At 70.8% G+C, this 12497-nt stretch carries 16 protein-coding genes; 11 read left to right on the top strand and 5 right to left on the bottom strand.

The genetic code is table 11. The annotated features are described in order from the left end of the window. Positions 1 to 77: 77 nt before the first annotated feature. The gene (locus ADL15_RS33685) at positions 78 to 1292 is read right to left on the bottom strand and encodes a WD40 repeat domain-containing protein (RefSeq protein ID WP_067699593.1); all 1215 of its coding nucleotides are present in this window, start codon (positions 1290 to 1292) and stop codon (positions 78 to 80) included. A 120-nt stretch (positions 1293 to 1412) separates the two neighbouring features. Between ADL15_RS33685 and ADL15_RS33680 the strand changes: the two genes are divergently transcribed. Together ADL15_RS33680 and ADL15_RS33675 are read left to right on the top strand one after the other, a co-directional pair. Beyond that, on the top strand, positions 1413 to 2585 hold the full coding sequence (locus tag ADL15_RS33680; RefSeq protein WP_157441770.1) for a hypothetical protein: 1173 nt from the start codon (positions 1413 to 1415) through the stop codon (positions 2583 to 2585). Positions 2586 to 2660: 75 nt separating this feature from the next. Then, positions 2661 to 3269: a response regulator transcription factor gene (locus ADL15_RS33675; RefSeq protein WP_067699591.1), complete on the top strand. Its 609-nt coding sequence runs from the start codon at positions 2661 to 2663 to the stop codon at positions 3267 to 3269. Positions 3270 to 3338: 69 nt separating this feature from the next. Here the strand turns inward: ADL15_RS33675 and ADL15_RS33670 are convergent, their stop codons facing one another. Then, on the bottom strand, positions 3339 to 3896 hold the full coding sequence (locus ADL15_RS33670; protein ID WP_067699590.1) for a hypothetical protein: 558 nt from the start codon (positions 3894 to 3896) through the stop codon (positions 3339 to 3341). A gap of 194 nt (positions 3897 to 4090) precedes the next feature. Here ADL15_RS33670 and ADL15_RS33665 point away from each other — a divergent pair, with 194 nt between their 5' ends. Then, positions 4091 to 4321: a hypothetical protein gene (locus tag ADL15_RS33665; RefSeq protein WP_067699589.1), complete on the top strand. Its 231-nt coding sequence runs from the start codon at positions 4091 to 4093 to the stop codon at positions 4319 to 4321. 84 nt (positions 4322 to 4405) lie between these two features. Continuing rightward, positions 4406 to 5182, top strand: a complete 777-nt coding sequence (locus tag ADL15_RS33660) for a hypothetical protein (RefSeq protein WP_067699588.1) — start codon at positions 4406 to 4408, stop codon at positions 5180 to 5182. A gap of 36 nt (positions 5183 to 5218) precedes the next feature. Here ADL15_RS33660 and ADL15_RS33655 read toward each other — a convergent pair whose 3' ends face one another. Then, positions 5219 to 5596 carry a hypothetical protein gene (locus ADL15_RS33655; protein ID WP_067699586.1) on the bottom strand — a complete coding sequence of 126 codons (378 nt, stop codon included), beginning with the start codon at positions 5594 to 5596 and terminating at the stop codon, positions 5219 to 5221. A 232-nt stretch (positions 5597 to 5828) separates the two neighbouring features. Between ADL15_RS33655 and ADL15_RS33650 the strand changes: the two genes are divergently transcribed. From ADL15_RS33650 to ADL15_RS33620, 7 genes are all read left to right on the top strand, one after another. After that, positions 5829 to 6260 (top strand): hypothetical protein, encoded by a 432-nt coding sequence (locus ADL15_RS33650; RefSeq protein WP_157441769.1) that lies wholly within the window; start codon positions 5829 to 5831, stop codon positions 6258 to 6260. 4 nt (positions 6261 to 6264) lie between these two features. Beyond that, positions 6265 to 6984, top strand: a complete 720-nt coding sequence (locus ADL15_RS33645; protein WP_067699582.1) for a YbaB/EbfC family nucleoid-associated protein — start codon at positions 6265 to 6267, stop codon at positions 6982 to 6984. Beyond that, positions 6981 to 7295: a type VII secretion target gene (locus ADL15_RS33640; protein WP_067699580.1), complete on the top strand. Its 315-nt coding sequence runs from the start codon at positions 6981 to 6983 to the stop codon at positions 7293 to 7295. The genes ADL15_RS33645 and ADL15_RS33640 overlap by 4 nt, the downstream gene beginning before the upstream one ends. A 15-nt stretch (positions 7296 to 7310) precedes the next feature. Then, positions 7311 to 8102, top strand: a complete 792-nt coding sequence (locus ADL15_RS33635) for a hypothetical protein (RefSeq protein ID WP_067699578.1) — start codon at positions 7311 to 7313, stop codon at positions 8100 to 8102. A 65-nt stretch (positions 8103 to 8167) separates the two neighbouring features. Continuing rightward, a complete protein-coding gene (locus ADL15_RS53400) occupies positions 8168 to 8548 on the top strand; it encodes a hypothetical protein (RefSeq protein ID WP_157441768.1) in 381 nt (126 codons plus the stop codon). After that, the gene (locus ADL15_RS33625) at positions 8545 to 8919 is read left to right on the top strand and encodes a hypothetical protein (protein ID WP_067699571.1); all 375 of its coding nucleotides are present in this window, start codon (positions 8545 to 8547) and stop codon (positions 8917 to 8919) included. Before ADL15_RS53400 ends, ADL15_RS33625 begins: the two co-directional genes overlap by 4 nt. A 13-nt stretch (positions 8920 to 8932) precedes the next feature. After that, the gene (locus ADL15_RS33620) at positions 8933 to 9469 is read left to right on the top strand and encodes a hypothetical protein (RefSeq protein WP_157441767.1); all 537 of its coding nucleotides are present in this window, start codon (positions 8933 to 8935) and stop codon (positions 9467 to 9469) included. Between the two features lie 46 nt (positions 9470 to 9515). Here the strand turns inward: ADL15_RS33620 and ADL15_RS33615 are convergent, their stop codons facing one another. Together ADL15_RS33615 and fucP are read right to left on the bottom strand one after the other, a co-directional pair. After that, positions 9516 to 10802 (bottom strand): ABC transporter substrate-binding protein, encoded by a 1287-nt coding sequence (locus tag ADL15_RS33615; protein WP_067699567.1) that lies wholly within the window; start codon positions 10800 to 10802, stop codon positions 9516 to 9518. Further along, complete coding sequence (gene fucP, locus ADL15_RS33610; RefSeq protein ID WP_198171126.1) at positions 10799 to 12058, bottom strand: L-fucose:H+ symporter permease; 1260 nt, start codon at positions 12056 to 12058, stop codon at positions 10799 to 10801. The genes ADL15_RS33615 and fucP overlap by 4 nt, the downstream gene beginning before the upstream one ends. Positions 12059 to 12497: the final 439 nt, after the last annotated feature.

Genomic DNA, 12497 nt, shown 5'->3' with positions numbered 1-12497 from the left:
CGGCGTCGAGCATCCGCACGCGGCTCGCACCGTACCCGTCACCGGACGGGCACGGTGCGAGGTCGTCATCCCGACGGTCAGCGCGCGGCCTTGGCGGGGAGGCGCCACAGCCGGACCTTGCCGTCCGCGCCCGCGGTGATCAGGCGCTTGTCGTCCGGGCTGATCCGCAGGGCCCAGACCGGCCCCTTGTGCCCGGTCAGCGGCGCGCCCACCGGGCGTCCGGTCGCCGGGTTCCACAGCCGGACGGTCCCGTCGTCGCTCCCGGTGGCCAGCAGCTTCCCGTTCGGGCTGAACCGCATGGCGCGTACCGGTCCGGTGTGGCCGGTGAGCGGCTCCTCGGCCGGCCGGTGCGTCGCGGTGTCCCACAGCCGCACGGAGGCGTCGTCACCGGAGGAGGTGGCCAGCAGCGTCCCGCCGGGGTTGAACGTGATCGCGTACGCGGGCCCGGGGCTCACGGTCAGCGGTGTGCCGGCGGGTTCGCCGGTGGCCGGATCCCACAGTCGTACGGCGTTGCCGGCGTCCGAGGTGGCCAGGAGATCACCGGCGCGGCTGAACGTCATCGCGTACACCGGGCCCCGGCGCGCGGTCAACGGCTCGCCGATCGGCCGGGCGGTGCTCGCGCGCCACAGTCGTACCGTGTCGTCGGCACCGGCGGTCGCGAGGAACCGGCCGTCCGTACTGAAGACGACCTTGCTGACCGCGCCGGTGTGCCCGGTCATGACGTGCAGCAGGTCGCCGGTGCCGGTGTCCCACAGCCGCACGGTGCCGTCGCTGCCGGCGGTGGCCACCTGCCGCCCGCTGGGGCTGAACACCACCGAGCGCACCGGCCCGGTGTGCCCGGTCAGCGGCGGCACGGACCGCTTGCCGGAGGTGGCGTTCCACAGCGACACCTCGCGGTCGCCGGCGACCGCGATCAGCGCCCCGTCCGGGCTGAACTCGATCGAGCGGATGGTCCCGGTACGGGCGGCGAGCCGCGGCCCGGCCCGGTGCCCGGTCGCCATGCTCCACTGCCGCACCGTGCCGCGGCTCATCGTGGCGAACACCTTCCCGTCCGGGCGCACGGTGATCATCCCGGCGGCGCCGGCCACCACGGCGCGGGCGCGGACGCCCGCGACTCCGTGTGGCCCGGCGGCGGCCTCCGTGGCCGGGCTGTGCGCGACGAGCCCGGTGCTCGGTGCGGCTGCCGACGCCGGGCCGGTGTGCGCGACGGTGGTGCCGGCGAGCGCGAGCAGCCCGATCGTGGCCGTGGCGAGGGCCCGGCCGGTAGTCGTCACGTTCTTTCTTCTGGTCATTTCCGCACCGTATAGACCCTTTAGTCCGATTGTTCGACGCCTGGGGTGCGGTTCATCCGGCCGGGTGCGGCAGGTCCGTTCCATCGATGTGTGTCAGCGCATCCGGAGTGGGTACCCGAGATGGTGATGCTGTGCGGAGTGGCGAGAGGAGAGCGCGGTGCGCCCGGGGTGACCCGGCGCGGTGTCCGCCTGCTCGTGGTGCTCGGCTTGGCGGTGGCGGCATATCTCGTGCTGACCCTTTTTGATCACGCGGCGCGGGCCGACGAGGGGCCGGCCGATCGGCTGCCCGGCACAGCGGTTCCGGCCGATGCGGTCAAGGCCGCGACCGCCGACGTCACCAAGGTCATCCGCGAGCCGAAACGGTCCGTCCCGAAGCAAACCGCACCGCAGCAAACCGCGTCGAAGCAAACCGCGCCGACGCGGTCCGTGCCGAAGGCGGCTGTTCCGAAGCCGTCCGCTCCGAAGGTCCACTCGCAGAGCACCCACCGGCCGAGGATCACCACGCCCGAGGTTCACGCACCGAAAGCCCCGGCCGCCAAGAAGATCCACACCCCGAAGATCCACACCCCGAAGGTCCGCGCGCCGGTGACGATCCCGACGGCGGATGCCCGGACCGGTGAGACGGTCCGGCGAGTGCAGGCCGGGACATCGCAGCTCCGCCAGACTCTGTCCGATACGGTCCAGGAGGCGGTCCGAGGCGCGGTGACCCCGGCGCGAACGCTGGTATCCCGGCAGCCGCTGCCGACCCTCGCCCCGCTGCTTCCCTTGCCCGACCTGACCGTGCTGCGCGACCTCGCGCCGATCGAACTCCCCGCGCTGCCGCGGGTCGAAGTCCCCGCGCTGCCCGATCTGCCGCAGGTCGAGCTCACCACCTTGCCGCAGCGCTCTGCCCTGCCGCCGCTGCCGGGCCCGGCGCCGCCCCGGCCGCCCGTGCCCGCACAGTTGCACCTGCTTGCGCAGGCGCCGGCTTCCGGGCCGCCTGGCGTGACCGAACCGCCGGGACGGCAAGCGCCAGTGACCGAGCCGCCGGCACGGCGAACGCCAGTGACCGAGCCGCCGGCTTCGCACCCTCCACTGCGGACATCGCCGCCCCCGGCGACCCCGCTCCCGGTGCAGCCCGCCGGCCACACGACCCCCGGCGGGCAGGCGCGTGACTCCGGCGGCGGCACCGCGCCCGTGATGGGCACCCTCGCCTCCACCTGGTGGCCCGAGCTCGCGGCCGCCGGCCGCCGCGCGGCCATCGATCTCCTCGCGTGCGGACGCACCGTCCGCCACGCGGGGCCTCCCCGCTGACCGACCCTCCCGCAGGAAACCGGCCGGCATCGTCTCCGGCCGCCCCGAAGCTCTGTTCCTGGCTGGGAGGCCATCGTGATCCGCATTCTGCTCGTCGAACCCTTGTCCCTGCTCCGCGGCGCCCTGGCCGTGACGTTGTCCCGGGAGGACGACCTCGACGTGGTCGCCGACCTGGGCGCCCTCGGCCCGGCGCCGGACATGGCCCGCGCGGTGAAGCCCGACGTGGTCGTGGTCAACATCGCGCTGCTGGCCGGCGACGGCCTGGAGACCCTCGCGCGGCTCACCGCCGGGCAACCCGGGTGTGCCACCCTGGCGCTGGCCGGCCCGGACGAGTCGGTGCTGCTCAACCGCGCGGTCGGCCGGCTCGTCGACGGCGTCGCCAGCACCCGGGCCGCCCCGTGTGAGCTGGTCAGTGGCATTCGCCGGCTGGTCCGTGGCGAACGGTCCATCGACGCGGGCCTGGCCGTGGCGATGGTGGCGGCCCCGCGCAGCCCGCTGTCCCCGCGTGAGATGACCGTGCTGAGCGTGGCCGCGTCCGGGGTGCCGTCCGCCGAGATCGCTGCCGAGCTGCACCTGAGCGCCGGCACCGTCCGCAACTACATCTCGGCGATCCTCCACAAGACCGGTGCCCGCAACCGTCTGGAGGCGGTCCGCCTCGCCGAGAGCGCCGGCTGGCTGCCGTGACCGGCCTGGCCGCGACGAGGGCGCAGCCGCACCTGGCGGGGTGCGGCTGCGCCGGTCGGTCCGGTCAGGTCAGAGCCCGCCGAGCTGGCCGAGCAGGGCCAGGATCGCGTTGAGCAGCGCGGCCAGCCCGCCCGCGGTCGGGGTGCCGTCGAGCAGGTGGACGATCGCGCACAGCAGGTTGCCGAGCAGGTTGCCGGGCGCCTGCACCGCGGTGATCAGCAGGTGCACCTGGTTCAGGTCGACCACCAGGCCGAGCAGGTCGAGGTGCAGGGGTCCGAGGACCAGGTTCAACACCTGACACGTCGCTGCCGCGACGGTCACGGGCATGCTGACGGTACGGGAGACCGAGCCGAGCGTGGCGCCGGACGCGTCGGTGACCGTACCGGCCAGCACCCCGGTGGCCAGCAGGGTGCCGTCCTGCGTCGAGAACGCCGCGGGGGTGAAGGTGCCGGCGAAGGCGCCGCCGTTCTCCGCCGTCCCGGTGACCGGGGTGGCGAGGGCGGCCACCGGTCGCGGCGCGGTCGGGGCGCTCGGTGCGGCACTGGCCGTACCCATGCCGGTGAAACTGAGTGCGAGTGCCGCGACGAGTGTTGCTGCGATCATCGAGAGCCGTTGCCGAGTCATCATGGTTCGCTCCTGCCGATAGGGATCCGTTCCGGTGGGACCTGTCATCGACAAGCCTCGTTGCCGGCGCGGGTCCGACCCAGTGATCGCTGTCATCGGGACCGCTGACAATCGTCATGTTTGCCGCGCCGACGTCACCCGGTGGAGCCGCGCGCGTCGGTCCTTCCCGGCGATCGCCGCTGCGTACCGTGTCCTACATGATCGGGAACGTGGCGCGCGGTGTGTTCAGCCGCTGCCTGCCCGTTCTCGTGGTGGTTCTGCTGGCTGTCGCCGGGTTGTGGCGCGGTCTCCCCGCTGAGCGGGTGAGCGGGACCCTGGTCGGCGACGCGGTGACCGCATCGGTGGTCGCCGATCGCACGCGGGTCTTGACGGCGCAGAACACCGCTGCGGCCGGTGCCTCTCGTGCGCCGCCCGTCACCGCCGCCTGAGCGCTTCCGTCGTACCGAAAAAGCTTTTTTGTCGGCCGTGAGTCGGCCGCCCCCCTTTTCTCGTCTCCCGTGAGGATTCCGCCGGTGAACTTTCTGCCGCAGACACTGCTGAGCGAACCGATGACCCTGCTGATGACCTGGATGTTGCTGCTGGTGGCGGCGTTCCCGGCGGTGATGCTGCTGGCGAGCCCGCAGGCGGTGCACCGGCCGGGCCAGCTGGTGATGGCGGTCGTGGACGTGCTGCGTTGCCACCTCGAGGCCCGGGAGCAGGCCCGGCGCGAGGCCGCGGCGGCGGCAAGGTTCGCTGCTGAGGTCAAAGCGTCATCGGTACGAGCGGACGAAGCTGTCCGATTCCGTCAGGACCTCTGGCGTGAGTCCGGGCAGCACGCCGGTGACACCTGGCTGACCTGGCAGGCGGCCGAGGAGCAGGTGGTGCGCGGGCGGGCCGCGGCGGCGTTCACCGCGCCCTGGGCCGTGCGGACCCCGGCCGAGTACGCGGAGCGGAAGCGGTTCCTGCACCGGAGTGTCCGGGACGCCGTGCACCGCGGCGACCTGCCGACCGCCGCGTTGGCCGCCGCGCTGGCGGGCCGGGACGGCTGGGACCCGCAGTTGCACCCGCTCGAGCAGGAACTCGTTGTGCTCCGAGCCGTCGCGGAGCACCGGCGGTGGTGTCACCAGCAGGCCACCGCCGCCGAGGGGACCGCCTGGGACGACATCCAGCGTGCCGTCGTGGTCCGCGACCGGACGCGGGCGGAGGCCGTCGCCGCCGCGCACCGAGCCGCCCAGCACCGGCTGCGCCCGATCCACGAGCACTGGACCCTCCCGGCGCTGCGCCTGACCTGGGGCCATCAGCTGGCCTGAGATCGGCCTTGCCTTGTCCCTCGGCCGTGAGTCTTCCTATCGGCCGGAGCGCCGGGAGTCGGACCGGCGGGAGTCGGGGCGTCCGTTGTTGCGGGACGGGCCGGATTTGCGCGACGCCCGGGACGGCAGCTCGGCCGGTGCGTCCACGGCGCCCGGGCTGGAGAACAGCACCGGAGGCGCCACCGGGCGCGATGCGGTCGGCGGCGGCCAGGTCGACGCCACGATCTCATTCCCGGTGACCGACACCGGCGGCGAGAGATGGTTCAGCATCTGCTGCGCCTGACCCGCGTCGATACCCCGCGCCGGGTCGACCCGGACACCCGCGGCATCCGCCAGGTCCTCGATGTCGTCGCTGGTCACTGTCGTGGATCCGAGAGTGCCGAGCCGGCGGGCGAACTCCTGCACATTGATCATCTGCAACTTCTTTTCCTCGATACGTCGGTGACACAGCGTAGCTGCCCCGGTGGTCACCCTGATCCGCGAGGCGGCCTTCTCCTGGTCGGGGCCTGGCGGGGGAGTCGGTGGCCGGTGTTGCCCCTCCAGAATGACGAGTCGGTGCCAGCGGCCTGCTGGCAGGGTGCGATTGTCCCTATTGCCGAGCGGGGTTGCACGGGCTTACCAAAATCAGACACGCTGGTGCTCATCGATGACCGGGGGTAGCGGCGTGGCTGAGCGTTCGGCCAACAGGCCGCCGATGAACGGACTGGCCCTCTTGTTGTTCGGCCTGCCCGGTGTGATCGAGCCGGCCGTGGTCGCCTTCGCGGCCACGGGCTTCCCGGAAGTCGCGGATGCCTCGCCGTTCGGGCGGGAGGGCACCGTCATCGTGGGCGTAGTGGCAGCGGTGGCAGCGGCGGTTGGAGCGATCGTCGCCTGGCGGGGTGTTTCCGGGCCGTTCCGGGCAGCGACCGCGATCCTGCTCGGGATCGTCGCCGCACTCGTGGCGCTGATGGCCTTCGCCTTCCTGGTCAGCGGCACGGTCGTTTTCGTTCTCGGCGTGCTGATGATCCATACGGCGATCGCGGTCTGCGTGATCGGTCGCGAGGTTCTCCGGCCGGTGCCGGCACGAGGGGGGCACTGAGAAGATGCAGCCGGAATCCATGCGAGAGCTACAGCAGCGCGCGACACACCTCGGGCAACTGGCGAGCGGATTGGCGAATGCCACTCCGCAGCGGTCCGAGGGTAGCGATGCGACGGGTCGGGTGATCGTTGTCCTCGCCCACGACGGGTTGCCTGTGGAGTTGCGGGTCCGGGACGGGTGGCAGCACCGTCTGGAGCCGGAACAGCTCGGCTCAGCCGTGATGGAAGCCCACCATGACGCTGTTCGACAGGCAACGCGGGCTTTCGCGGAGCGACTCGACGACGGCGACTGGTGGCGGCAGCGCGACGCGGACGAACCGTTCCCTGGCGAGCCGATTCCGCCGGATGCTGCGCGACCCCCGCTTCCGGGCCGAGCGCACAACGACGTCGAGTACGGCGAGCACATTCTGAAGGCCCTGCAGAACGCACAGCGCCAGGTGGACGAGCACCCTCGGTCGCTTCAGGGAGCAGACGACGGACGCCACGTCGTCGTCCGGCTCGGCGCGGGTGGCCTGACCAGTTGCGAGATCGAGCCGCGATGGGCGCGTGACCGGAGCAGCGCGACGATCACGACGGCACTCGCCGCAGCACTCGAGCGGGCGAAGCGCACCGCAGCCGCTCCGGGCGACGAGCATCGCGGCGACCTTGACGCCCTCCTGAGCGACGCGCTGGCCACACTCGCATCCTTCACCGACCAGTACATGACACGAGGTGGCGAGCGTTGAGTCTGCCGAGCCCGGATGAGGTGAGGGTCGCGACGGACGCGCTGCGGCGCGAGGCGAATCAGTGGGACACCCAGTCCGGCAGGCTCAGCGCGTTGAGCGGCACGTCGTCCGGCATGGAGTTCGGCCGTCTGGAAGCCGGCCTGTTCCAGATGATGGTGACCCCTTACAACGACGTCCTGCACGGTGTCTCCGCGCGTTGTGCCGAGGGCGCGACTGCCATGACGGAAATGGCCCAAACCCTCCGCACGGCTGTTCAGACCTACCAGTCCGAAGACGAGGCCGGGGCGCATCGGATGAAGAACATCTACTAACGGGGAGTCTGTCGGGTGTTCAGCCAGGCGCAGTTTGAAGCCACCATCAAGGAGATCGAAACCGGGACCCAGAGGCTTCAGGCGCAGCTCGCTGAGGTGAAACCAGCGGCTCAGAAGGCCACGAATCACTGGTGGGTCGACCCGCTCTCTGCTGAAGCGATCAACTACGTCGCGGACAAGACCGTTGAGTTCGGTATCGCGATGTTCGACTGGTTCATCGACGTACTCAAGGGCGCGACCGCCCCGATCTGGATGTTCGTCGACGCGTACAATTGGATGGAGATCAAGGGCGCGGCGAACGCCGTCTCGACCGACCTCGCCACGCAGAACCTCGTCATCGACGACTCGGACTGGTCCGGCAAGGCGCGTGACGCGTACCTGGCCGCTGCCGGTGCTCAGGCCAGTGCCGCTGCCCGGGTGGGATCGGTTGCCGGGGCCACGTCGATCACGCTCGCGGCGTGTGCAGGTGCCGGGCTGCTCTTCTACATCGCGGTGGCTGCCGTGCTGGCCAAGCTGATCGTCGCGATGACTGCGGCCATCGCGGCTTTCGGCTCGGCAGTCTTCTCGTGGGTCGGTGCGGCGATCGTCCTGGAAGAGGCCGGCTTCACCACGGCCGTGCTGGCCGGTGCTGCCGCGACTCTCGCCACGTTCCTCACCGCGCAGGCGGGGGCCATGATCGCGCTGCACGGCGACGCCGTCGACCCGACGAGTTTCCCGAACGGCGCCTGGCCGCTGGCGAACAGCTCCCAGTACAACGACGCAACCGTCAAGGACGGCGACGCCGACTGGTCTCTCAAGAGGGACTAGCGGCGGGTTGGACGATCAGGGCCTCTGGGCACGGCCTCCGTCGTTCATCGGTTGAGCGTCTGGATATGGCCTATCTCCGCCACATACAGAAGGAGCGCGATGACGACCGAGCGTCTGTCCCCGGAACCGCAGCAGCTGCGCCGACTGGAGCTACCAGAGGGCGCCGACGCGGACACGGCGGCACCGACTTTCTCGCCGAACTGCACCCGAACCTCGAACGGCGGCTCCAGGCCGCTTTTCAGGTGCGTGGTCCGGGCGGCCAGTTCGCCGGCGGATTCATCACGCCCGGCACGGCGATGAGTACATCGTTGCAGGACTGGCGTCCCTACGCCGGCGCTGCGGTCAAAGGCATCACCACCGCGATCCAAGAAGGAAAGCGGGTGTACGACGCTCGCGGGGGCGACGACCCCGAGGAGACCCGACGGAACCTGGACCCGAACCGATGACGGATATCGAGCACCCGCAAGCGACCGTGACCGTGCTCGGTGAGGGGGCGGCCCTGCCGGACGGCAGCGCCGGGATCCTCGTCGACGTGCGCGAGACCAGCCGCAAGGAGTTCGCCGCGCAGATCGGTGTCGACGGGGAACCGGCGATCTACGGGTTCGGGCGGGCGCTGATCCCGGTCGCGCCGGGCCGGCACGTGGTCGAGGCGCAGAAGCTGGGCGGCCAGGAGGGTTCGTTCGCGCTGACGGTCCGGGCCGGTGAGGTGGCCCGGCTGGTCTACGAGCGCCTGATTTTCCGTACCGAGGACACCCCGCCGGCTCGGAGGCGCCTCCGTTGCTGCGGATCGCTCCGCGCCTGGCGGTCGGGCTGGTGACGCTGACTACCCTGTGGGGGCAATCGTTGTCTTCCCGACCCGGTCGGGGGCGCCGCTACCGCTGGTCATGGTGCCCGGCACCGCACTGTATCTGGCCGGGCTCTGCTGGCTCCTTTTCGATCTCAACCGTCGGCACGAGGCCATGTACACCCCGGTCTGGAATCAGAACCGGGGTCTGCGCTCGGGTCCCGGCCGCGGTCCGCTGCGGATCAGCGACGACGCCCCGGTCCCGACGCCACCGGCTGACCGGGGTGCGGTGCTGCTGGAGCTCCGCTTCACCGGTTCCGCCGTGGATGCTGAAGGCGCTGTGGACTTCGACTACGACGGGTGGGTGGCGGCGCCGCAGGTCCGCATCGACGGGCGCACGGTCGCGGCCGGCTGGGGCCGCTGCTGGTATCCGCTGTCACCCGGGCCGCACGACATCGACCTGACCGCCCCGGCGACCGCGACGGCGCGGGTGGAGGTCACCACGGGGGAGATGAAAACACTCCGCTGTCAGGCGTCCGTGGTCCATCGAGGCGTCTCCACCGCGACCTTGACCCCAGGTTGAGCCGCCACCCCGCCCAGCGCCGCCAATGATTTCTCGGAGAGTCGGATCAGCGGGGCAGCCGCCGGTCCCGGGACACGGCGTCCTCCAGGGTGTCGGCGAAGGCGTCGGGATCACGGGTGCGCACATACGTCGACACCGCGTCGTAGAAACCCTCCTGGAACTGCGGATCCATCGCCTCGCCGTGAGTGACGGACAGCAGCACCGGCGAGTTCCACAGGCTCCGCGACGCCTCCCGCTGGTACGGGGGAAGGGCCGCGACATCGACGTCGCGGACCACCGGCACGGATCCCTTGGCCCGGCTGAACGCCAGCTGGGTCGCCGGGTCGCTGATCCCGTCGAGGAACGCCAGGGCGTTCTTGGCGTTGTCCGCCTCGGTCGCCGCCACGAAGACGTCGATGACCGCGAGGTAGTTGTCGCGGGTGCCGGGGAACGGCACGGCCCCGAAGTCGGCGCCCTCCCGGGCCCCGTCCGCGAGCAGCTCGCCGTACGCCGAGTCGTTCATGGATTCGAACGCGCACCCACCCCCGGCCAGCTTCTTCGTGGCCGCGTCCCAGGTCATGCCGTCGGCCTGGGGGTCGGCGTAGGCCAGCAGGTCGCCGAACGAGCGCAGCGCGGTGTGCACCGCGTCGCCCCGCCAGTCGAGCCGGTCGTCGACCATGTCGTGCCAGCCGGCCGCACCGATCGTGCCCAGCAGCACGTTCTCGAAGAGCTCGACGGTGGTGAACGGATCCCCGGCGCCCAGGCAGAGCGGCGTGGCCCCGGACTCCTCGACCTTGCGCAGATCGGCCAGGAACTGGGCGGGCGAGTAGACCCCGGAGGGCGCCGTCACCCCGGCGCGGGCGAGCAGCGGAGCGTTGAACCACAAGACGTTGCCGCGATGCGATCCGGTCGGGACGCCGTACGGTTTGCCGTCGTGCCTCAGCGACCGGAGGATCGTCGGATGCATCCGGGCGTCCAGGTCGCCGGTGCTGAACACGGACGAGACCTCGCGGACCACGCCACGCTCCGCGTATCCCTGCACCGACTCGCCGGCGAAGGTCTGCCACACGTCCGGCGGGTCGCGGCGCCGCAGCCGGTCCGCCAGCTCGACGATCGCCTCGGAGCCGGCCCCACCGGCGACCGCGGCGTTGACCGCCTCGACTCCCGGATGCGCCTGGCGGAAGCCGGCCAGGAGCGTGTCCAGGGCGACCGCCTCCGAACCGGAGGTCCACCACGACACCACCTCGAGGTCACCGGTGTCCTTGGTGGCATCCGACGGGTCCGGCCCGCCGCAGGCGCTCACGGCCAGGGTCAGCACCACAACGGCCGCCACCGCGCGGCGCGCGGCTCTCATGTCAGGCTCCCGATGTGCTCGCTCGGCGCCGCCCGCAGGTCGTAGACGGCGTAGAGGCCGACCACCGCGAAGCAGGCGGCCGGGACGATGAACGAGAAGGCAGCGCTGGTGCTGTCCACGAGACGGCCCTGCACGAGTGGCATGATCGCGCCGCCGACGATGGCCATGACCAGGCCGGCGGCACCGAACTTGGTCGCCGGTCCCAGTCCGCTCAGGGCGACGCCGTAGATGGTCGGGAACATCAGCGACAGACAGAAGGAGAGCGAGACAACGGCGATGACGCCCGCCATGTTGGGACTGGCCATGGCGAAGAAGCACAGCAGCACGGCCAGCGCGGCGAGTGCGGCCAGCACCTTGGTGGCCCGGACCCGGCCGATCACCCAGGTCATCAGGAAGCGCGAGCCGAGGAACACCAGGAGACTGATCAGCAGGTAGAACCCGCCCTTCTGCAAGCTCCCGCCGAGGGCCTGCTGCGTGTACTGGATCAGATAGGTCCAGGTGCACACCTGCGCCGCGACGTTCGCGAACTGGGCGATCACCCCGAAGCGGTACCGCTTGGTGCGCCACAGGACGCGAAAGAGATGCCCGGTGCCGCCGGTGTGCGACCCGGCGTCGGGGAACTCCTCGATGATCGTCGGCGCCTTCTGGACGGCGATGGTGACGGCAATGATCAACAACAGGAAGGCGAGACCGAGGTACGGCCCCATCACGGCGCCCAGCTCACCCGCGCGGATGGTGTGCACCTGTTCCGGTGTCAGCGTCGCAACGTCCACGGGGTCGACCAGCTTGGGCAGGATCAGCGTGGAGGCGAGCAGAACGCCGATGACCGTCCCCAGCGGGTTGAAGGCCTGTGCGAGGTTCAGCCGCCGGGTCGCGGTCCCCTCCGGTCCGAGCGACATCACGTACGGATTGGCGGACGTCTCCAGGATCGAGCAGCCGGCGGCCATCGCGAACAACGCGACGAGGAAGGCCTCGTACGTCATGATCTTGCTGGCCGGGTAGAAGAGGAAGGCGCCGAGCGCCGCCAGTCCGAGGCCGGTAAGAATCCCGGTCTTGTAACCGAACCGCTGGTTGATCAGCGCAGCGGGCAGCGCCAGCAGGAAGTACGCCCCGAAATAGGCGAGCTGGACGAGCGACGCCTGGAACGTGCTCATGTCGAAGATCCGCTGGAAGCCGGCCACCATCGGCGTGGTGAGGTCCTGCGCGATGCCCCAAGCCGTGAAACAGCCGATCAGGGCAATGAAGAGGGGGATCATCCCCCTGCCCACCAGGGGCTCGGCCCGCGGCCGCTCGACGTCGTCCCTCGGGGGCGCAGGTGTGATTCCGGCCATACCCCAGACGGTAAGCCCGTCACGTCTTCTGGAAGTACGGAGCGGGCGCTTTCGCCCACAACGGCACGAAATACATTCAGGCCATCAACGACAAAAGCACCCGCATCGTCACCACATCACCGAGTCGACCGGCCGTAGCGGCGGCGTAGCCGTTGCCGCGAGCCGGCTACGTCGCTGCGACCGTGCCGCCGTGCCGCCGTGCCGCCATGCCGCCTCATCTGCGGGTCGCAGTCCACATCGGCCGGTTCGTGGAAACGGGCACCTCGGCGCTTCGGGCAAGTGCACTTGGATGTAGAGGTTCCCGGCGTAACCCGCCGGAGCGTATTTGTGCTCATCAAAGTGACGGCCTTCTCGTCCGGTCTTC

Origin of the sequence: Actinoplanes awajinensis subsp. mycoplanecinus (assembly GCF_001509495.1) — a bacterium.
In the GTDB taxonomy this organism is placed as follows: domain Bacteria; phylum Actinomycetota; class Actinomycetes; order Mycobacteriales; family Micromonosporaceae; genus Actinoplanes; species Actinoplanes palleronii.
The sequence above is the reverse complement of the archived record's forward strand: the minus strand, read 5'-3'. Positions and strand labels throughout refer to the sequence as shown.

Coding starts and splice junctions, on each gene's coding strand:
- ADL15_RS33685 (WP_067699593.1), bottom strand. CDS start 1,292: ATGACCAGAAGAAAGAACGTGACGACTACCGGCCGGGCCCTCGCCACG.
- ADL15_RS33680 (WP_157441770.1), top strand. CDS start 1,413: ATGGTGATGCTGTGCGGAGTGGCGAGAGGAGAGCGCGGTGCGCCCGGG.
- ADL15_RS33670 (WP_067699590.1), bottom strand. CDS start 3,896: ATGATGACTCGGCAACGGCTCTCGATGATCGCAGCAACACTCGTCGCG.
- ADL15_RS33665 (WP_067699589.1), top strand. CDS start 4,091: ATGATCGGGAACGTGGCGCGCGGTGTGTTCAGCCGCTGCCTGCCCGTT.
- ADL15_RS33655 (WP_067699586.1), bottom strand. CDS start 5,596: ATGATCAATGTGCAGGAGTTCGCCCGCCGGCTCGGCACTCTCGGATCC.
- ADL15_RS33650 (WP_157441769.1), top strand. CDS start 5,829: ATGACCGGGGGTAGCGGCGTGGCTGAGCGTTCGGCCAACAGGCCGCCG.
- ADL15_RS33645 (WP_067699582.1), top strand. CDS start 6,265: ATGCAGCCGGAATCCATGCGAGAGCTACAGCAGCGCGCGACACACCTC.
- ADL15_RS53400 (WP_157441768.1), top strand. CDS start 8,168: ATGGCCTATCTCCGCCACATACAGAAGGAGCGCGATGACGACCGAGCG.
- ADL15_RS33625 (WP_067699571.1), top strand. CDS start 8,545: ATGACGGATATCGAGCACCCGCAAGCGACCGTGACCGTGCTCGGTGAG.
- ADL15_RS33615 (WP_067699567.1), bottom strand. CDS start 10,802: ATGAGAGCCGCGCGCCGCGCGGTGGCGGCCGTTGTGGTGCTGACCCTG.
- fucP (WP_198171126.1), bottom strand. CDS start 12,058: ATGATCCCCCTCTTCATTGCCCTGATCGGCTGTTTCACGGCTTGGGGC.